Below are 18,695 nucleotides of genomic sequence, written 5' to 3' on the forward strand. Positions count from 1 at the left end.
CCTATTTTACCGGCTTCGGCGTGGGGCTTGCGTGCCCCGCGCGTTGGCTTACGTGGTCGGCGGCGGCGCACAGGGTCAAGGCCGAATTCACCAGCGCAATGTGCGAAAACGCCTGCGGGAAATTGCCGACAAGGCGGCCTGCGCGCGGGTCGTATTCCTCCGCCAGCAGCCCCACGTCGTTGCGCAGCGCAAGCAGCCTGGCAAATAGCGCACGCGCTTCGTCATGCCGCCCCTGCAAGGCGAGGTTGTCGACATACCAGAAGCTGCACGCGAGGAAGACCCCCTCGCCCTGGGGCAAGCCGTCGGCCACGGCTTCGGTACGGTAGCGACGCACGAGGCCGTCGACGAGCAGGTCTTCTTCGACGGCCCGCACAGTCGCCTGGATGCGCGGATCTGCCGCAGGCAGGAAGCCGACCAGCGGCAGCATCAGCAACGCAGCATCCATCTCGTCGCTGCCGTAGCTCTGCACGAAGCAGCCGCGCCTGGCGTTGTAGCCGTGTGTGCAGACCTCGGCGTGGATGCGCTCGCGCACGCCGCGCCAGCGCTCGACGGGGCCGGCCAGATTGAATTGCTCGATCGTCTTGACGGCTCGGTCGAATGCCACCCACGCCATCACCTTGGAATACGTGAAATGCCGCGACGGGCCGCGTACCTCCCAGATGCCTCGATCCGGCGATTGCCAGACACCTTCCAGATGCGTCATCAGCGCAACCTGCAACTGCCAGGACGCTTCGTCGCCATCGAGGCCGCCCTTGCGGGCGATGTAGAGCGCATCCATCAGTTCGCCATAGACGTCGAGCTGCAGCTGCATGGCGGCAGCATTGCCGACGCGCACGGGCTGCGCGCCTTCGTAGCCGGGGAGCCACGGTACGGTCCATTCGCCCAGGCGGCGCTCGCCTGCAATGCCGTACATGATCTGCACCTGCGAAGGGCTGCCCGCAATGGCGCGCTCCAGCCATTCGCGCCAGGCCCGGGCTTCGTTGTAGTAGCCGGCGTTCATGAGGGCGAGCAGGGTCAGGGTGGCGTCGCGCAGCCAGCAGTAGCGGTAGTCCCAGTTACGCACGCCGCCGAGCTGCTCGGGCAACGAGGTGGTGGGGGCCGCCACGACGCCGCCGGTACGGTGGTAAGTGAGCGCCTTGAGCGTGATGAGCGAGCGCGTGACGGCTTCCGTCCATTCGCCTGCACCCTGGCAGCGGTCGGACCACGCGCGCCAGCGTGCCTCGATGTCGACTTGTGCTTCGAGCGCGTCGATGGACTCCGGCAGCGGCAGATGCGATGGGGAATGCGTCAGCACGAACGGCACGGCCTCACTCTCGGCGACGACAAAATCGGCCACGGTGGAGAGGTTTTCGCCCCGGATGGGGGCGGGCGTGCGCAGGGTCGTCATGTTGGGCCCCGCGACGGCGCGCAATACGCAGTTGGGCGTGTCGCATGGGCCGTCGGCCGTGGTACCGGTAGCTTCCGAAACGCGGCTCACCCAGGGCACGGAGGCGCCGTAATCGAAGCGCAGGGTGAGGTCCATGCGCATGGTCACCGTTCCGGAGATGCCGCGCACGATGCGGATGAGGTCCGACGTGTCGTCTCGCCTGGCGCTGGTGCCGGGCAGGCGCAAAGTCATCAGGTCTGTCAGGCTGACGACGCCGGTGTCGGTTTCAAACACCGTCTCGAGCACCAGCGTGCCCGGCAGGTAGCGGCGGTGCACGCGGCGCACGCCACCTTGCGGGGCGATGCGCCAGCGTCCGTGGTCGGGGGTGCCGAGCAGCGCGGCAAAGCATGCGCCCGAATCGAACCGGGGCCAGCACAGCCAGTCGACCGACCCGTTGCGCGAGACCAGTGCAGCGGTTTCACAATCGCCTATCAGGGCATAATCTTCGATCTTCGAGGGCATTGCACTCCACTCCAAGTGACCGACGAGGCCGTGACCATGCACGATAGCACCCGCACCATTCTCGAATACAACGCCGGGCGCGACCCGGAGCGGCTCACCCGCAAGCTCGCCGCCATCGCTGCCGATCCGTTCTCGTTCTTTCGCGGTACCAACAACCTGTACGCGGCCTCGCTGGCCGATGCCCCGCTGCTGCATGATGCCCCGTGCACGCTTGTCTGCGGAGACCTGCATCTCGAGAATTTCGGCAGCTTCAAGGGCGATAACGGCCTCGTCTATTTCGACATGAACGATTTCGACGAGGCCCTGGCCGCACCGTTCACCGTCGATCTCGTCCGCGTGCTGTCAAGCCTTCAGGTGGCCGCGCGCTGCTGGAAACTGGCGGACGAAGACGCACGCAACCTCTGCCACCGCTTCCTTGACACGTATGCCGCTGCGCTGGTCGATGGCAAGCCACGTTGGGTCGAACGCGCCACGGCCACGGGCATCGTGTACGACCTGTTGCGCGGCCTGCGCAAGCGCAACCGCGCAGCCTACCTGGCCGACCGCACGGAGCGCGACGGCAACCGCGTCAGCCTGCGTATCGATGGACGCCGCACATTGCGTGCCAGCAAGGACGAGGCCCGGCGCGCGCGCCGCATCCTGGAAGCGTATGGGGAGCAGGGCGATGGCCAGCGTTTTATCGCGATCGACGTGGCGCGGCGCATTGCCGGTACGGGCAGCCTGGGGCTGGAGCGCTATTCGGTGCTGGCGCGCCCCCAGGACGATCCCGCCACGCTGCGCCTGATCGACATCAAGCTCGCTGTCCCGAGTGTGTGGGCCGCTGCGCTGGGCCATGCGGGGAGCGTGGCGCCCTGGCGCAGCGAGGCTGTGCGGGTGGTTGGCATCCAGCGCATCTCCCAGGCGATCTCACCGGCGCTGCTGCGCGGCGTGGTGTACGGGGCCAAGGGTGAGGCGCCAAAGTCATACGTGGTCAAGAGCCTGCAGCCGACCGCTGACCGCGTGGCGCTGGGCTCCGGCAAAAACGTCGTCGCCAACCTGGACGATGCACTGCAGACCATGGCCCGCGTTGCGGCGTGGTGCCATCTGCGCGGGTGCGGCCGGCATGGAACCGATCTGGTCGAACGGGTGCAGGACTACGCGGCCGGCACGGCGTGGCGCAAGTCGGCGCTCAAGCTGGCAGCACATGGGCGTGACGTGTCGCTACGGCAATGGGCCGAGTTTGCCGAGGATTACCGCCAGGCGCGCGGTGACAAGGCCCGCTGAGTGCGCGAGGGCGGCCATTGGCCTCCGGCGCTCGGCGCCTGTTTGAAGTCGCCCTGAGCGCACCATGAAGAACCTCGATAACTCCACGCGGCGCGGGGTCTCGCACGGTAAATGTCGCAGGGGGAGCGCCGCATCATCGGCGTGATGGTCGAAAGCAATCTCGAAGCGGGCCGCCACGACCTGAAACCGGGCGTGCCGCTCCAGTACGGCGCGTCGATCACAGGCGCGCCTGAGCTGGACGCAGACTGAGCCCGTGCTCGACGTACTGGCCGAGGCGGTGCGGCATCGGCGCGCGTATTCGTACGACGGGTCAGATAAGGACGGTGGATTCTGCTTTTGCCGCCTTGTACCGATCGCCGACGTCGGTCGGCGTTTCTTTAGTCCATTCAATGACTGCCAGTCGGATGCACACTCGCGTGCAGCTTGGTCTTGTCTTGCGAGCAGGCATCCCGCCCACATCGTCCAGGCACCGACCTATCGCGTCGGCTGGTCTCTTCCCAAATCACATTTGGTGTTCGCTTGGTGCGTTGGGTGCCTGCATTGAGCTGCATTTCAGACTGCTCTTACATATCTGGCGTCGCCCAACATCCAGAATCCGACCAGGCATTGCATTGCAATAGCTGGCGAAGTCAATTGGCAGCGTGCTGTTCACCGTACGGGCAGCGCTTCCGGGGCCTCTCCCAATTAAACGGAGATACGCCTAGGAATTAGGGTTGATTTGAATATGGATAACGCGATGCGTGAAATGAGTCTGCCCGACCGCTGCGATCACTATTTCTGGAACGACTTAATGATGACAAATCGACCGAGTGCGCAAGCCATGCGCAGGATTGGATGCACAGTATTGGCGGCCCTGATTTTGCCTGTGGCAAAGCCGGCTTTGGCTGATGAGGGCCGCGATATCAACCCTTTTCCTGCTCCGATTACACTACCGAAAAATACTCCGACTGATAGGGTTGTGGCGAGGGCATATAGGACGCCTCAACAGATATGTGGTAAAGCCACCTGCACGTTAATCGCATTTGATATCTACAGTCTCCGCGGCAACCAGTGGATCTGGTTCGCAGATGGGCCACGCGCTGGCACAGAACTTAGAGGCTTGGATATGCAGATCGTGGTCAATGGAGAACCTCTGGGGAAGTTTTTTGGAGGTAAGTCAGTGGAATTTTCCTCCCCCATCGAAATTCAGTTGCTGAGAAACAAATATGAAATGGCTAATTCAGTGGCCAAGAACCATCTTCAGTTCACGCTTTTCTCAGCAGGTCCAGGAGACTCGATCGGAAGGTACATCCATCTCAACACGAGCGTGACCTGGGTCGAAGAGAGCTGCTCGGTGCCGAGTCAGACGGTAGTGCTGCCATCCACGCGGGCAGGGAGCTTAACCGGCATCGGGACGACGGCCGGCGAGCGCAGTTTCCAGATTCAAATCAACAACTGCCCCAAGGGATTCAACAAGGTTCTTTACAGGCTCACGCCGGAGGGCGGCACCATTGAGAATGCACCGGGTGTGTTGCCGCTTTCCGCTGATTCCACCGCAAAGGGCGTGAAGATCAAGGTGACCGACAACGCGGGCGCGGCGGCTGCATTTGATACGTCGATCGCCGTCGATGCTTACGACAAGGACACGGGCGGTTCTTTCTCGATCCCGATGCGGGTGTCGTATGTTCAGACCGAAGCCAACATCACGCCCGGCACCGTGAATGGCGCCATGTCGGTGCTGATGGAGTATCAGTGACGAGCGCTGGCGGGGTGCGTAAAGCGCTGGTATCGAGCAGGTCAACAAGGCAGTCACGCTGATGGACGAAGCTACGCAGCAGAGCGCCGCGCTGGTGGAGCAAGCGGCGGCTGCCGCTGAATCGCTGGAAGAGCGAGCGCAGGCGCTGAAAGCTGCCATCGCAGCTTTTCGCCTGGCCTGAGTCAGGCCTGCCGCCGGGTGCGGCGCTTCACTCCGTCGTGCTCGGATTCCAGAAGGCCTGGGCGATATGCGGCTGCGCCTGCAGCGCACTGACGATGCGATCGAGCTCGGCAGCGTTCGCGGCGGTCGACATGAGCATCGCTTCGATTTCCACGTGGTCTTCCCCAAAGGGCTCGACCGACAGGTCGCTGATCGGATAGCTGGCCTCTTCCAGCAGGCGCTCCAGATCGGCCAGGGCCTCTTTCTGGCGGTTGCTGGTGGAGATGACGCACATCGTGTACGTGACTTCACTGGCCTGATTGTCGAGCGGCGTGCGGTTGATACGATCCACGACCGGGCGCAGCAGGATGTTCGAGGCCAGGACGAACAGGGAAATCATCAGGGCCTGGCCGACGAGGTCGGAGCCCGCCGCCGCGCCCACGGCCGCCGACCCCCACAGCGTGGCGGCCGTGTTCAGCCCGCGCACGTTCAACCCTTCCTTCATGATGGTGCCGGCGCCCAGGAAGCCGACGCCCGACACCACATAGGCGATCACGCGGGTGGTGTCGGAAGCCGTGCCGACCTGCGCAGCCATATCGACAAAGGCTGCGGCCGCCACGGCCACCAGCGCGTTGGTGCGCAAGCCCGCGGTACGCTGCCTGACCTGCCGTTCGAAGCCGATCAGCGAGCCGAGCGCAAAGGCGGAGGCCAGGCTGATGAATGAATCCACCAGCGTGGGGATATTGAGATGGACGAGTGCTTGTGGCGTCATCGGCGGCTCCTTGTTGTAACGACCGGAGTCTTGCTCTGGTGCTGGATTGGGCGCCGATGCTTATAACACGGCGCCATGACACGCCGTGCGAGCCGGAGAGGCTGACGGCTACTTATAGTCCCACTGCATCTGCTCGGTAATCGACACGGCGTCCGACGTTTCGAGGCAGCGGTCAAGGTAGGCGAGCAGGGAACGCGGCTGGAAGCCGGTCTCCTGCACGAGCCGCGTGTTGTCGAACACGTAGCTCATGCTGGCGAACTTGGCATACAGGTGGATGCAGCGCGCAACCAGTCGCACGTTGCCATCGCCCGTCATGCGCAGGAACTTGCGTGCCAGCGCTTTCTCTTCGATCTTCTGCTGATACACATAGCCGGCCACGGCCTGGGCATCTTCTTCCGGCGTCTTGCAGCGCTTGAAGCGCGGGTAGAGCGTCTCGATGCGCTCCGAATGCGCGTCACCGGCACTGATGTGATACAGGTCGTGCGCCAGCGTGGCCTTGGTCGCCAGCCGCACGATGGCTTCGGCGCAGTCATCCACAGGAAGGATGTCGACGCGGTCGCTCAGGCGGCAGCTGAATGTCTCCAGCATCGCGACCATGCGCAGCATCCAGAAGATGCTGCCCGACGGCTCGCAACCCAGCGTGCTATGGCCCACGACGATGGACGGCCGCACCACCACCAACGGGAGTTCGGGCACGTGTTCGCGCAGCTTCAGCTCCGCCATCCCCTTGGAATACGTGTACGGCACGGCGTGCTGCTCCAGCGGCGGCACATCCCAGCTTTCGCTGACGTGGCGATCCGCCAGCTGGCCGCACGACATGGCCGTGCCGATCTGCACGAACCGCTTGAGCCGCTTGCCCTGCGACGCCAGGCGGCCGAGCGCGAGCACGCCGCCAACGTTGGTCTCCCACAGCGAGGGATGGTTCGAGAACGTCGCCAGCGCTGCGCAGTTGATGATGACCTCCGGGTCGCCCAGGTTGGCGGCACCGGCCTCGCGCAGGTCGAACGGCACGATCTGCGACTCGGTGATGCCGTCCAACGTGGCTTGAGCAAACTCGAAGCGACGCAGATTACTGCGCAGTCGTTCCAATCCTTCGGCGGGCGTATGGCCGCGCACGGCAAAGCGCGTGTCGGCCAGCAAACCTTTGGTTGCCAGGTTTGCGGCAATGGCGCCGCCCACAAAACCGGTCGCGCCGGTCAGCAGAATACTCATGCGAGAAAACTCGAATTCCTTGGGTGGCAAAGCCGGCAACTCGCCGGCTTGCGAACAATCTGCCTGCTGCCATACCGGCGAACGCGCACAGTGACGGTGCGCCCGGGGCAGGGGCAGGCGGTGGCGCCAGAGGCAGCCGCGCACGCGAAACAGGGTTCACGGGGCCGGATGGCTTCGCCGAGACAGCACGGCCGAACGCTGAGCAGAGTCAGCGAGTTATAAGAATGTAACCTTTCAGGCGCCTTTCAGCATCCCCTTTTGATGCGGGAATTGACTCAGGTATGCGGCACGACGCAACTGGATGTGGCGTTTGCGGCAATTTCTCGCGCGGCCTTCGCGCCTTCCACCTGCAGGATGGTGGGCAGCGACACGCCATTCTTGGCGGCCGTAACCTCGGCCAGAATGGAAATCGCGATTTCCGGTGGTGTGCGGCTGCCGATGTAGATGCCGACCGGGCCGTGCAGTCGAGCCAGTTCGGCATCGCTGAGGTCGAATTCCTTCAGGCGCTCGCGGCGGTTGGCGTTATTGCGGCGGCTGCCCAGTGCGCCTACGTAGAAGGCGGGCGTCTTGAGCGCCTCCATGAGCGCAAGGTCGTCCAGCTTCGGATCGTGCGTGAGGGCGATCACGGCGCTGCGCTCGTCGAGCTTCATGGCCAGCACGGTGTCGTCCGGCATGGTGCGAACCATGGTCACTCCCGGGATCGACCAGTCTTCGCTGTATTCCTCGCGTGGGTCGCACACCGTCACCTGGTAGTCCAACCCGACAGCGATCTGGCAAAGGTAGCGGGAGAGCTGCCCCGCGCCGATCAGCAGCATGCGGTAGCGCGGCCCATGGATCGTCACCAGGCGCTGCTCGTCGAACGCGAGACCGTCGGTCACGTTGGCATGATCGAGCGTGGTTGCGCCGGTTGCCATGTCGAGTGTCCGCGCGACGAGCTGGCCGGCTTCCACCGCGTGCAGCAGGGCATCGATGCCACTGGAAGCCGTCAGCGGTTCGAGCACCAGTTGCAAGGTGCCGCCGCAGGGTAGGCCAAAGCGGTGCGCCTCTTCCGCGCTGATCCCATATTTGACCGCCTCGGGCCGGGTCTGCTGAAGACCCTCACGGCGCACGCGATCGATGAGGTCGTCTTCAATGCAGCCGCCCGACACCGAGCCCACGACGACGCCATCGTCGCGCAGCGCAAGCATTGCGCCCTCGGGCCGCGGGGACGATCCCCAGGTTTTGACCACGGTGACCAGCAGCACGCGCCGCCCCTGTTCCAGCCAGCGCGCGCTGGTTTTCAAGACTTCAAGATCGACGCTGTCCATGATGCGTTTCCTGCGCTTTGGCGCCTGTGCGAAGAGGAGGGCCGATTATGCCCCGTGATGCAAAAACAGGTATGCCGCCGCCACGGCCACAATGGCGACGATGATCCACGGCCACGGATTGCGCGGCTGCACCGCCGGGCTGATCGCCGGGGTGCCTTGCGGCGCGCCGTGAGCCTGGAGCTGGCCAGTCGCCAGATCGGGAATGGCTTGCCCAGCGGGCATGCCGTCCACCGCGGCCGTGGCTTCATCGGTTGAGCCGAATTCCGCCGCAAAGCGCTGGAAGAATTCGTCTGCCAGCTTGCGCGCGGCACCGTCGATGAGCCGGGAGCCGATCTGCGCGAGCTTGCCCCCCACCTGCGCCGTGGCGGTGTAGGACAGCCGCGTGACGGTCGGCCCCTCGGGGGTGAGCTGCACCTGTGCGCTGCCCTTGCCGAAGCCCGCCGCGCCGCCCTGGCCGTCGAAGTGCAGCGAATAGCTGCGTGGGGGCGTGATGTCGGACAGCTGCATGCGCCCCTTGAAGCGGGCCTTGACGGGCCCAACCGCCGCTTGCATGGCGATTTCGTAAGCGTCATCGCCGGCGGCCGTGAGACTTTCGCAGCCGGGTATGCAGCGTTGCAGCACGGCGGGGTCGTTCAGGGCATCCCAGGCGGTCTGCAAGGGCACGGGCAGGAGGTGGGTCTGGGTCAGTTCCATGGTGCGGTGGCGGGGGCGTGAATAGGGTGGGGACGTGGAGCGCGCGTGCGCCGAGCATGCGCCAATTCCAGCTCCAGTGCCGTCAGGCTGTCGAAGTGGTGGGCCGGCAGCATCGCGTCGACGTGCGGCAGGATGGCTCGCACCCCCCGTGCCCGCGGCTCGAAGCCGGCGAAGCGCAGCAGCGGGTTGAGCCACAGGATGCGGTGGGCGAAGCGCGCCAGGCGCGCCATCTCGGCGTCCAGCAACTCGATGTGTTCGTGGTCGAGCCCGTCGGTCACGAGCAGCACGGTGGCGCGGCCCGACAGCGTGCGTCGTGCCCAGTGGCGGTTGAATTCTGCGAGCGCGCCGCCGATGCGCGTGCCACCCGACCAGTCCGGCACGAGCTGGGCAATGGCCTGTACGGCGACATCCGGGTCGCGTTCCCTGAGTTGCCGCGACACATTGGTCAGCCGCGTGCCGAAGAGGAACGCCTGGATGCGTTCGCGCGATTGCACCAGCGCATGGCAGTAATACAGGACCGCGCGTGAATAGCGGCTCATCGAGCCTGAGATATCCAGCAGCAGAACAAGCGGCGGTGTGCGCTCCACGGGTTGGCGATACCTCCATTCCGTCCATTCGCCGCCGGCGCGCACGGCCTGGCGGGCGGTGGCGCGCAGGTCAGGATGCCGCCCGCGCGATGCAGCGCTCAGCCGGCGCGTGCGCTCCTGCGCCAGATGCACACGCCGCTGGCGGATCACGTGCTGCAGCGTGCGCCATTCCGCCGCGCTGAGCGTATCGAAGTCGCGTGTGCGCAGCGCCTCGTGCGCGGAAAACGCCAATGGCGCCACGATGTCATGGCGCTCCCCGTCGGGTGAGGGGCCTGGCGGCAGGCTGGAGGAGGGCTGCGCGCGCAACGCATCGGCCAGGCGGTTGCTTCGCGTGGGCGGGATGCCGCCCCGCACCTTGGGCAGCAGCAGCGCGCGCAGCTTGGACTCCCAGTCCGGATCGCGCCAGAACACATTGAAGGCAGCATCGAACAGGATGCGCTCGTCGGGGTGTGAGACGAGCAGGGAGGCCAGCGCGCCCTTGACGTCCTCGCGCCGGCCGATGTCGACATAGGCCAGGGCTTCGATCGCATCGACGGCGCGGGACGGCGCGAGCGCCATGCCGGCATTGCGCAGCAGGCGCACGAAGTGCGTCACGTTGCGGGCGAACATCGGCAGCGTCGCGTGCATCGCCTACTCCGGCAGCGCGGGCGCGGCCAGCAATTCGTGGATGGTCGGCGCATCGACTCGGGCCAGGTCGTCCTGGTATTTGAGCAGCACGCCCAGTGTGTCCTGCACCGATTGCGGATCGAGCTCCGTGACGTTGAGCGCGGCCAGCGCGCGGCACCAGTCGATGGCCTCGGCGATGCCGGGTGCCTTGAAGAGGTCGATGCCGCGCAGCCGGTGCACGAAATCCACCGCACGCTGTTGCAGGCGGGCGGCAGCCTCGGGCGCCCGCTGCGCCACGATCTGCAGCTCGCGCGCCTTGTCCGGATAACCGATCCACTGATACAGGCAGCGCCGCTTGAGCGCGTCGTGCACCTCGCGCGTGCGGTTCGACGTCATGATGACGAGCGGAATGACGTGTGCGCGCACGGTGCCGAACTCCGGAATCGACACCTGAAAATCCGATAGCAGTTCCAGCAGGAAGGCTTCGAACGGCTCGTCGGCGCGGTCGATCTCGTCGATCAGCAGGACACGCGGTGTGTCAGGGTGAGCCGGATCGGGCAGCAGCGCCTGCAGCAGCGGCCGCTTGAGCAGAAACTCATCACGGTACAGCGTGTCGGCGCGTGGTTTTTCCCCGGCAGCTTCGGCCAGGCGCAGTGCCATGATCTGGCGCGGGTAGTCCCATTCGTACAGCGCACTGGCGGTGTCCAATCCCTCGTAGCACTGCAGCCGCAGCAGCGGCGTGCCGAGCAGCCCGGCCGCCGCCTTCGCCAGCTCGGTCTTGCCGACGCCGGGTTCGCCTTCCAGGAACAACGGTCGTTGCATGCGCAACGCGAGGAACAGGGCAGTTGCCAGCTCGCGGCTGGCGAAATAGCCCTGTCCCTGCAGTTGCGAGAGGCAATCATCAATGGAGTCGACGGGCATGCGGCTCTCTGAGGGATACGTCTAGTGGTGTCTTGCCAGGGCCTGCTCCACCGCGCGTGCCGTCAGCACCGGAATCAGGTGCGCGCGATACTCCGGCGAGGCATGAAGATCGCCCACCAGATCATCGGCTGGCACCACCACCTTGCGCGCGGCTTCCGCCGTGAAGCTGGCCGACAGCGCCTGCTCCAGCGGCGTGCTGCGAAACACGCATGGCGCCGCACCCGTCACGGCCACACGCACGTTGTTGCCCTTGCGGCTGATAAATACACCGACCAGTGCGAAACGCGACGCGGGGTTGCGGAACTTGACGTAGGCCGCCTGATCCGGCACCGGAAACTGCACCTCGGTGATGAGCTCGTCCGCTGCCAGCGCGGTCTCATACATGCCGAGGAAGAAGTCGTCCGCGGCGATGTTGCGGCGTTCGGTGACGACGGTCGCGTTCAGCCCGAGCACGGCTGCCGGGTAACACGCGGCCGGGTCGTTGTTGGCCAGCGACCCGCCAAGCGTGCCCATGGCGCGCACCTGCCTGTCGCCGATGCCGCCGGCCAACTCGGCCAGCGCAGGGAGCATGCGGCGCACCTCGTCGTTTTCCGCAACATCCGCATGGCGCGTGGCGGCACCCACGGTGATCACACCGGGCTGCGAGCGGATGCCTGCCATGCCGGGAATGCGCGTGACATCCACCAGCGTGGAGGGCTGCGCCAGGCGTAGCTTCATGGCTGCCAGCAGGCTCTGGCCGCCGCCGAGGTACTTCGCATCCGACTGCGTCTTGAGCGCCGTGACAGCGGTCTGGGCATCGGTGGCTTTCTGGTACTCGAAGTCGTACATGTTCTGCTCCTAGGCCTTCGCCGCTTGAATGGTCTGCCACACGCGGTGCGGGGTGGCGGGCATCTGGATGTCCTTCACGCCCAGGGGGGCCAGCGCATCGACGATCGCGTTGATGAGCGCCGGTGGCGAGCCGATGGCTCCCGCTTCACCGCAGCCCTTCACGCCTAGCGGGTTGTGCGTGCACGGCGTGCCCTTTGCGGTTTCCACCGTGAAGCTCGGCAGGTTGTCCGCGCGCGGCATGGCGTAGTCCATGTAGGAGCCGGTCAGCAACTGGCCGCTTTCGTCGTACACGCAGCGCTCCATCATCGCCTGGCCGATCCCCTGGCCGAGCCCGCCGTGCACCTGTCCCTCGACGATCATCGGGTTGATGATGTTGCCGAAGTCATCCACGGCGACAAACCGGTCGATGTGGACCTCGCCGGTGTCGGGATCGACCTCCACCTCGCAGATGTACGCGCCTGACGGATAGGTGAAGTTGGTCGGGTCGTAGAAGGCGTTTTCGTCCAGGCCCGGCTCCAGTTTGTCGAGCGGATAGTTGTGCGGCACATAGGCCGTCAGCGCGATTTCGCCGAAGGTCTTGGTGCGGTCGGTGCCAGCCACCCGGAACACACCGTCCTTGAACTCGATGTCCTCCGCCGAGGCTTCGAGCAGGTGCGCCGCGATCTTCTTGGCCTTGGCCTCGATCTTGTCGAGCGCCTTCATGATGGCCGAGCCGCCCACGGCGATCGAGCGCGAACCGTACGTGCCCATGCCGAACGGGATGCGGCCCGTGTCGCCGTGCACGATGTCGACGTTTTCAATCGGCACGCCCAGCCGATCGGCCACCACCTGTGCGAACGTCGTCTCGTGGCCCTGGCCGTGGCTGTGCGAACCGGTGAACACGGTGACGGAGCCGGTCGGATGCACGCGAATCTCGCCCGCCTCAAACAGCCCGGCGCGTGCGCCCAGTGCCCCGGCGATGTTCGACGGCGCCAGCCCGCAGGCCTCGATGTAGCAGGAATAGCCCATGCCGCGCAGGCGTCCCTTGGCGCGCGAGGCATCGCGACGGGCGGCAAAGCCCTTTACGTCGGCCAACTCGATGGCGCGGTCCAGGCAAGGCTCGTAGTCGCCCGTGTCGTAGGTCAGGCCAACCGGCGTGGCGTACGGGAACGTGCGGATGAAATTGCGGCGGCGCAGTTCGGCGGGGTCCATCTGGAGTTCACGCGCGGCCGCTTCCACAATGCGCTCGACCACGTAGGTCGCCTCCGGTCGCCCGGCGCCACGATAGGCGTCAACCGGCGCGGTGTTGGTGAACACCGCCTTGACCTCGGCATAGATGGCCGGCGTCTTGTACTGACCCGCCAGGAGCGTCGCGTACAGAATTGTCGGCACGCTGCTGGCAAACGTGGACAGGTACGCGCCCATGTTCGCCGTCGTATGCACGCGCATGGCGAGGAAGTTGCCCTGCGCATCCATGGCCAGCTCGGCCTGCGTCACGTGGTCACGCCCGTGTGCGTCGGTGAGGAAGGATTCGGAGCGTTCCGCCGTCCACTTGATCGGCCGGCCGACCTTCTTCGATGCCCACGTGAGCGCTACGTCTTCCGGGTACAGGAAGATCTTCGAGCCGAAACCGCCGCCGACATCCGGGGCGATCACGCGCACCTTGGCTTCGGCCAGGCCCAGCACGAAGGCCGACATCAGCAGCCGCTCGACGTGCGGGTTCTGGTTGGCGACGTAGAGCGTGTAGCTGTCGTCCTGGCGGGAATAGCTGGCGTTGACGGCGCGCGGCTCGATGGCGTTCGGGATCAACCGATTGTTGACGATGTGAAGTTGCGTGACGTGCGCCGCCTTGGCAAAGGCGGCATCGGTGGCCGCCTTGTCGCCGTGGCCCCAGATGTAGCAGGTGTTATCCGGCACATCGTCATGCACGGCCGTACCGGCGGTTGCCGCTTTGGCGGGGTCGACGACAGCGGGCAGCTCTTCATACTCGACGTCGATCATCTCGGCGGCGTCCTTGGCGATCTTCACCGACTCCGCCACCACCAGCGCTACCTGGTCGCCCACGTGGCGCACCTTGCCCTGCGCCAGCACGGGGTGGGGCGGTTCCTTCATCGGCGTACCGTCGATGCTGTGGATCAGCCAGCCGCATGGCAGGCCGTTGACCTTGTCCGCGGCCAGGTCGTCGCCGGTCAGCACGGCGAGCACCCCCGGGTGCGCGCGCGCTGCATCCGCATGGATATGCTTGATGCGGGCATGCGCATACGGCGAGCGCAGGAACACCGCATACGACTGGTGGGCCTGGACGACGTCGTCGGTGTATTGGCCGGCGCCCGTCAGGAAACGGAAGTCTTCCTTGCGTTTGACGGAGGCGCCGATCAGGTGGTTGTTGGCTTCTGCGGGAGCATTCATGGTCGTCTCCTCGCTCGGTCAGGCGGCTTGGGCGCGCGCGGCGGCCAGGCTTTGCAGCGAGGCATCGTCGCCCTCGGCTGCCGCCATGGCGTCGGCACCCTTCATCACGGCGCGCACGATGTTGTGGTATCCGGTGCAGCGACACAGGTTGCCGTCGAGCTGCTCGCGCACCTGGCGTTCATCCGGATGCGGGCACTGCGCCACCAGGGCAGTGGCCGCCATCACCATGCCGGGTGTGCAGAAGCCGCATTGCAGGCCGTGGCAGTCACGGAACGCCTCCTGCATCGGATGCAGCGCTCCTTGCTGCGACAAGCCTTCAATCGTGGTCACTTCGGCGCCGTCGGCCTGTACGGCCAGGATGTTGCACGACTTCACCGCCCGGCCGTCCAGGTGGACGGTGCAGGCGCCGCACTGGGCCGTGTCGCAGCCGACGTGCGTGCCGGTCAGGCGCAGGTGTTCGCGCAGCAATTGGACCAACAGGGTATGGGGTTCGACATTGACGGTGACAGGCGCACCGTTGACCGACAGCTTGAGGCTGATCGCCATAGGAGTCTCCTTGGGGGAATGGTCGCCGTGTGCCCGCGTCGCAGTGAAGATGCGCGCGGGTTCTGCATTTCGGTGATCGCGGCTTTACTCAGTAAAGCACAGGCGACGGAGAAGACAACCGCGGCGCGGATGGGGGCAAAGCAGAAAAGGGGGCTGCCCCGGCACGGAAAGACCGTGCCGCAGACGTGACAAAGGGCCGGAATCCGGCCCTCGATTGGCACCAGGCGGTCATGACCTAGCGGGTGTGGCGGCAGGTGCTGCGAAGCACGGCCGGCGCACGGAACTGCGGTGTATCGGGTACTACAGATCAGCTAGCCTGGGCACACGCCCATCAACGATAACGGCGGCTTAGGCCTTGGCGGTGCGGTGCGTGCTGAACAGGTGCGCGATTGCCGAGAAGAACTGGGCAAACGAGAACGCTTGGCCGCCAGGACGGCGATAGTAGTAGATACCTTCGGACATTTCGCGCTCGATCAGTTCGCGTTCGAGTTGATCGGTCAGCTTCAGGTCGTTCGTGTTTTGCATGATTGGCCTCTTAGGGAATTCCCGCTTAGGGAATACCCTAATCATACATCAGATGATGCAATGCACCATACGTAAGCTTACGTATGCACCACCTGACGTTGTGCGGCCACCACGGTTGCGCCGGAACGCACCAATGCGGTGCGCTGCGCACTTGCCGATCTCATTTGACAGGAATCGGCTGCCCCGCGGGTATCGGTACGGCGGTGACGCTGTTCTTGGGGCTACCCGAGATGACCTTGTCGGAGTAGGTCAGATAGACCAGCACATTGCGCCTGGTATCGACCACGCGCACGACGTGCAGCGTTTTGAAGACGAGCGACAGGCGCTGCGTGAACATGTCGTCCTGCTGTGGCAGTGGCTTCGTGAAGCTGATGGGGCCGACCTGGCGGCATGCCACGGCGGCCTCGCTCACGTCTTCGGCCACGCCGAGCGTGCCCTTGATGCCGCCGGTGCGGGCGCGTGACACATAGCAGGTGACACCCTGCACGAGCGGGTCGTCGAAGGCTTCAACGACGATCTTGTCGGAGCCGGTGATGCGGAAGTTCGTGCTGACGCTGCCGATGTCTTCGGCGCGGGAGCAGGCAGCCGTGCTCAGCGCGAGCAGGGCAAGAAGCGTGGGAAAGCGGACAAACGGGCGCATGGTGCTCGGGTGGTCGGTAAGAGAAAGCATGTGGGAAGACATCAGAGAAGCGATTCAGGCGGCCATGGCGCGGCGGCATCGTCCAAGAAGGTTGGCCGGACATCCGCGGCCTGGCGGGCGTGTTCGATGCGGCGGTGCAGGGTGTCCATGAAGACTTTGACTTTGGCCGGCATGAGGCGGCGGCCGGGGAAGACGGCGTACACCCGCATCGGCGTCGATTGGAAATCCGTCAGCACCTCGGCCAGCGCACCCGAGGCAACCAGATCGGTGGCGAACACCGACGTGATTCGCGCCACACCCAGCCCGGCAATGGCGGCCTGCATGCGCAACTCGCTGTTGGACGTGCGCATGCGAAAGTCGAGCGGCAGGTTGATGGTTTCGCCGCCGGGCGTGCGGAACTGCCACTCGGTTTCGTTGGAGAGGCCCAGGCACGGCCAGTCGGCGAGTTGATCCGGGTGCGTGAGCGGCCCGCGCTGCTGCAGAAGCTGCGGGGCGACCACCACCGCGCGCCGCAGGTCGAACACGCGCTGGGCAACCAGGCCGGAATCGGGCAGCGGCCCGCGGGGCACGGTCAGCATGATGTCGTAGCCCTGGGCGAGCGGGTCGATCTCGCGTGGCGCCACGTCCACTTCGATGCGCAGGCCGGCGTGCTCGCGCATGACTTCCAGCACCACCTCGGCAAACTGGCGCGCTGCAAATTCGTATGGCATGGCGATACGGAGCGTGCCGGCCGGTGACTGGAACGTCGCCGCCGCGTCTTCCGAGACTTCACGCAGGCGCTGGAACAATGGGCCGGCATCGCGAAGCAGGGCCTCGCCGGCATCCGTCAGCCGCAGGCGGCGGGTGCTGCGCTCGAACAGGCGCACGCCCAGTTTTCCTTCCAGCCGCGATACCGCGGTGCTGACGGACGATTTGGGCAACCCCAGACGATCGGCCGCACGGGTGAAGCTGCCCAGCGTGGCCACGGTGCAGAAAGTATCCCAATCGTTCCAGTCCGTCGTTCGCATGGTTGAACAATGAATTTGTTGAAGGCTGATTTCCGGCGGTTTTCAGGCAAATTACCATCCCGGCATGAACACGCCAAGCACGCATCCCAGCCTGTCACCCGCCCCCGCGCCACGCCCTGGGCGCGGGGAGTCGACTGTCGGTAGCCGGCTCGAGCTGCGCATGGTCGGCATGGTGATCGGGCTGGCGACGGGCGTGGATTACATGGCAAACCTGATGTTCTCGATTGCCGGGCCGCATATCGAGGGCGGGGTGCTGGCTTCCCGGGACGTCTATCTATGGGCCGTCACCTCGTATGCAGCGGCGGCCAGCCTCGCGATCCTGGTGATGGGGCGGCTGGCGGATCACATGACGTACCGCAGGCACACGCTGCTGTCGTTGCTGGTGTTCATCGCCGGCACCGTGATGTGCGCGGCGGCCGATGGCGGCACGATGCTCATCGTTGGCCGGGCCGTGCAGGGCTTTGGCGGCGGGCCGATGCTCTCCACCTCGCGCATTTTCGTGCAGCACAGCCCTGTACAGGAACGCCGCACGCTGATGAAGGGGATGATCTACGGCATCTTCGGGTTGAGCTGCGTGTCGCCGATGCTGTCGGCCGCGCTCACGGAGCAATTTGGCTGGCGCGCCATTTTCGTGGCCCAGCTGCTCGTGGCGGTGGTCGTCTGCGTGCTGGTGGCGGCGTTCTATCCGCACCCGAGAATGCATGAGCGCAAGGGCGATTTTGCGTCGCTCGACTGGCCCTCGGCCGTCGCTTTCGGGCTGGCCGCCCTGATTGCCCTGCATGGCTTCCAGCAGGCACGCTTCGTTCACCCGGATGGTTCGCCCGCACAGGTGTTGCCGATCATCGCGGTGGCGGCGCTGATCGCCTGGGTCGGCATCCGCCAGGCGGGCCATCCGCTGCCCTGGGTTGACCTGCGCGCCACGCTGCAGCGGCGCTTCCTCACGGGAATGGTCTTCTACGCCATCTATTACATGTTTGCCAGCGCGTGGGGCTTTCTTTCCTCCAGCCTGCTCCAGAACGGCCTGGGCTTTCGCTACGAGACCACGGCCCAGTTGATGAGCCTGGGCGGTCTCGTGACCGTCGTGCTGGGCTTTCTGAATTTCCAGTTGACCAGCCTGCTGCCGCCCAAGCGGGTGCTGATCTCCATCGGTTTCGTCCTCATGGCCACCGCGTTGCTGTGGCTGGCACACGTGGCCATGCCGGGCGCCTCGGTGGCAGCCGTCGCACCAGGGTTCATGATCGAAGGCACGGTGGGGATGTTCGTGGTGATCCAGGTCGCGGGGCTGACCTACGTCGACATGCCCGCCCGGGATTTCGGCCACGCCTATCAGTTCAAGGGCATCATGCGCGCCTGGGCGCAGGCCTTTGGCACGATGGGCGCCACGTTGCTGCTGCAGCGTGGTCAAGCACAGCACCGCACGGACCTGGTCGGCCACGTGACGGCGCTCACGCCGGCGTGGCAATGGCCGCATCCGCTGCAGGGCGCCGAGCTGATTCGACTGTCGGCGGAGATCGACCGCCAGGCCACGCTGCTGGCCGCCAGCGATCTGCTTGCCTGGGGCGCGTTGATTGCGCTGCTGTGCGCGGGCGCGATCTGGCTGCAGCGCCATCTGCGCTGA

The 18,695-nt window shown here is 65.4% G+C and carries 16 protein-coding genes and 2 pseudogenes; 5 read left to right on the top strand and 13 right to left on the bottom strand.

Features of this window, described 5'->3' with window-relative positions; translation table 11 throughout:
• Position 1 precedes the first annotated feature (1 nt).
• Positions 2–1,888, bottom strand: a complete 1,887-nt coding sequence (locus R2N03_RS06105) for a glycoside hydrolase family 15 protein (protein ID WP_316656251.1) — start codon at positions 1,886–1,888, stop codon at positions 2–4.
• 36 nt (positions 1,889–1,924) lie between these two features.
• Here R2N03_RS06105 and R2N03_RS06110 point away from each other — a divergent pair, with 36 nt between their 5' ends.
• The 4 genes and pseudogenes from R2N03_RS06110 to R2N03_RS06125 all read left to right on the top strand — a co-directional run.
• A complete protein-coding gene (locus R2N03_RS06110; protein WP_316656254.1) occupies positions 1,925–3,151 on the top strand; it encodes a DUF2252 domain-containing protein in 1,227 nt (408 codons plus the stop codon).
• Between the two features lie 111 nt (positions 3,152–3,262).
• Positions 3,263–3,452: pseudogene (locus R2N03_RS06115) on the top strand (3-deoxy-7-phosphoheptulonate synthase); the annotation flags it as partial.
• 423 nt (positions 3,453–3,875) lie between these two features.
• Positions 3,876–4,886, top strand: coding sequence for a fimbrial protein (locus R2N03_RS06120; protein ID WP_316656255.1), 1,011 nt, complete (start codon positions 3,876–3,878; stop codon positions 4,884–4,886).
• A gap of 22 nt (positions 4,887–4,908) precedes the next feature.
• A pseudogene (locus R2N03_RS06125) lies at positions 4,909–5,067 on the top strand (methyl-accepting chemotaxis protein); the annotation flags it as partial.
• A 27-nt stretch (positions 5,068–5,094) separates the two neighbouring features.
• On the opposite strand, the gene R2N03_RS06130 reads toward R2N03_RS06125, so the two are convergent.
• The 12 genes from R2N03_RS06130 to R2N03_RS06185 form a co-directional block, all read right to left on the bottom strand.
• A complete protein-coding gene (locus R2N03_RS06130; RefSeq protein WP_316656260.1) occupies positions 5,095–5,817 on the bottom strand; it encodes an MgtC/SapB family protein in 723 nt (240 codons plus the stop codon).
• 108 nt (positions 5,818–5,925) lie between these two features.
• A complete protein-coding gene (locus R2N03_RS06135; protein ID WP_316656262.1) occupies positions 5,926–7,029 on the bottom strand; it encodes an SDR family oxidoreductase in 1,104 nt (367 codons plus the stop codon).
• A 275-nt stretch (positions 7,030–7,304) separates the two neighbouring features.
• Entirely contained in the window at positions 7,305–8,336 is a 1,032-nt protein-coding gene (locus R2N03_RS06140) for an XdhC family protein (protein WP_316656264.1), read from the bottom strand.
• 45 nt (positions 8,337–8,381) lie between these two features.
• Entirely contained in the window at positions 8,382–9,029 is a 648-nt protein-coding gene (locus R2N03_RS06145; RefSeq protein ID WP_316656266.1) for an SRPBCC family protein, read from the bottom strand.
• The gene (locus tag R2N03_RS06150) at positions 9,020–10,243 is read right to left on the bottom strand and encodes a vWA domain-containing protein (protein WP_316656268.1); all 1,224 of its coding nucleotides are present in this window, start codon (positions 10,241–10,243) and stop codon (positions 9,020–9,022) included. Before R2N03_RS06150 ends, R2N03_RS06145 begins: the two co-directional genes overlap by 10 nt.
• Positions 10,244–10,246: 3 nt before the next feature.
• Positions 10,247–11,143, bottom strand: a complete 897-nt coding sequence (locus R2N03_RS06155) for an AAA family ATPase (protein ID WP_316656270.1) — start codon at positions 11,141–11,143, stop codon at positions 10,247–10,249.
• A gap of 21 nt (positions 11,144–11,164) precedes the next feature.
• Positions 11,165–11,971 (bottom strand): FAD binding domain-containing protein, encoded by an 807-nt coding sequence (locus R2N03_RS06160; RefSeq protein ID WP_316656271.1) that lies wholly within the window; start codon positions 11,969–11,971, stop codon positions 11,165–11,167.
• Between the two features lie 9 nt (positions 11,972–11,980).
• The gene (locus R2N03_RS06165; protein WP_316656273.1) at positions 11,981–14,359 is read right to left on the bottom strand and encodes a xanthine dehydrogenase family protein molybdopterin-binding subunit; all 2,379 of its coding nucleotides are present in this window, start codon (positions 14,357–14,359) and stop codon (positions 11,981–11,983) included.
• Positions 14,360–14,377: 18 nt separating this feature from the next.
• Entirely contained in the window at positions 14,378–14,905 is a 528-nt protein-coding gene (locus tag R2N03_RS06170; protein ID WP_316656276.1) for a (2Fe-2S)-binding protein, read from the bottom strand.
• A 348-nt stretch (positions 14,906–15,253) separates the two neighbouring features.
• The gene (locus R2N03_RS06175; RefSeq protein WP_316656278.1) at positions 15,254–15,430 is read right to left on the bottom strand and encodes a hypothetical protein; all 177 of its coding nucleotides are present in this window, start codon (positions 15,428–15,430) and stop codon (positions 15,254–15,256) included.
• A gap of 160 nt (positions 15,431–15,590) precedes the next feature.
• Positions 15,591–16,070: a CreA family protein gene (locus R2N03_RS06180; protein WP_316656598.1), complete on the bottom strand. Its 480-nt coding sequence runs from the start codon at positions 16,068–16,070 to the stop codon at positions 15,591–15,593.
• Positions 16,071–16,111: 41 nt separating this feature from the next.
• Positions 16,112–17,077: a LysR family transcriptional regulator gene (locus R2N03_RS06185; protein ID WP_316656280.1), complete on the bottom strand. Its 966-nt coding sequence runs from the start codon at positions 17,075–17,077 to the stop codon at positions 16,112–16,114.
• Between the two features lie 64 nt (positions 17,078–17,141).
• On the opposite strand from R2N03_RS06185, the gene R2N03_RS06190 reads away from it, so the two are divergent.
• Positions 17,142–18,695: an MFS transporter gene (locus R2N03_RS06190; protein WP_316656282.1), complete on the top strand. Its 1,554-nt coding sequence runs from the start codon at positions 17,142–17,144 to the stop codon at positions 18,693–18,695.

It is taken from the genome of Ralstonia condita (assembly GCF_958405655.1).
In the GTDB taxonomy this organism is placed as follows: domain Bacteria; phylum Pseudomonadota; class Gammaproteobacteria; order Burkholderiales; family Burkholderiaceae; genus Ralstonia; species Ralstonia condita.

Bases quoted from the DNA above. Each gene is read 5' to 3' on its own strand.
- R2N03_RS06105 (WP_316656251.1), bottom strand. From the start codon at position 1,888: ATGCCCTCGAAGATCGAAGATTATGCCCTGATAGGCGATTGTGAAACC.
- R2N03_RS06110 (WP_316656254.1), top strand. From the start codon at position 1,925: ATGCACGATAGCACCCGCACCATTCTCGAATACAACGCCGGGCGCGAC.
- R2N03_RS06120 (WP_316656255.1), top strand. From the start codon at position 3,876: ATGGATAACGCGATGCGTGAAATGAGTCTGCCCGACCGCTGCGATCAC.
- R2N03_RS06130 (WP_316656260.1), bottom strand. From the start codon at position 5,817: ATGACGCCACAAGCACTCGTCCATCTCAATATCCCCACGCTGGTGGAT.
- R2N03_RS06135 (WP_316656262.1), bottom strand. From the start codon at position 7,029: ATGAGTATTCTGCTGACCGGCGCGACCGGTTTTGTGGGCGGCGCCATT.
- R2N03_RS06140 (WP_316656264.1), bottom strand. From the start codon at position 8,336: ATGGACAGCGTCGATCTTGAAGTCTTGAAAACCAGCGCGCGCTGGCTG.
- R2N03_RS06145 (WP_316656266.1), bottom strand. From the start codon at position 9,029: ATGGAACTGACCCAGACCCACCTCCTGCCCGTGCCCTTGCAGACCGCC.
- R2N03_RS06150 (WP_316656268.1), bottom strand. From the start codon at position 10,243: ATGCACGCGACGCTGCCGATGTTCGCCCGCAACGTGACGCACTTCGTG.
- R2N03_RS06155 (WP_316656270.1), bottom strand. From the start codon at position 11,143: ATGCCCGTCGACTCCATTGATGATTGCCTCTCGCAACTGCAGGGACAG.
- R2N03_RS06160 (WP_316656271.1), bottom strand. From the start codon at position 11,971: ATGTACGACTTCGAGTACCAGAAAGCCACCGATGCCCAGACCGCTGTC.
- R2N03_RS06165 (WP_316656273.1), bottom strand. From the start codon at position 14,359: ATGAATGCTCCCGCAGAAGCCAACAACCACCTGATCGGCGCCTCCGTC.
- R2N03_RS06170 (WP_316656276.1), bottom strand. From the start codon at position 14,905: ATGGCGATCAGCCTCAAGCTGTCGGTCAACGGTGCGCCTGTCACCGTC.
- R2N03_RS06175 (WP_316656278.1), bottom strand. From the start codon at position 15,430: ATGCAAAACACGAACGACCTGAAGCTGACCGATCAACTCGAACGCGAA.
- R2N03_RS06180 (WP_316656598.1), bottom strand. From the start codon at position 16,070: ATGCGCCCGTTTGTCCGCTTTCCCACGCTTCTTGCCCTGCTCGCGCTG.
- R2N03_RS06185 (WP_316656280.1), bottom strand. From the start codon at position 17,077: ATGCGAACGACGGACTGGAACGATTGGGATACTTTCTGCACCGTGGCC.
- R2N03_RS06190 (WP_316656282.1), top strand. From the start codon at position 17,142: ATGAACACGCCAAGCACGCATCCCAGCCTGTCACCCGCCCCCGCGCCA.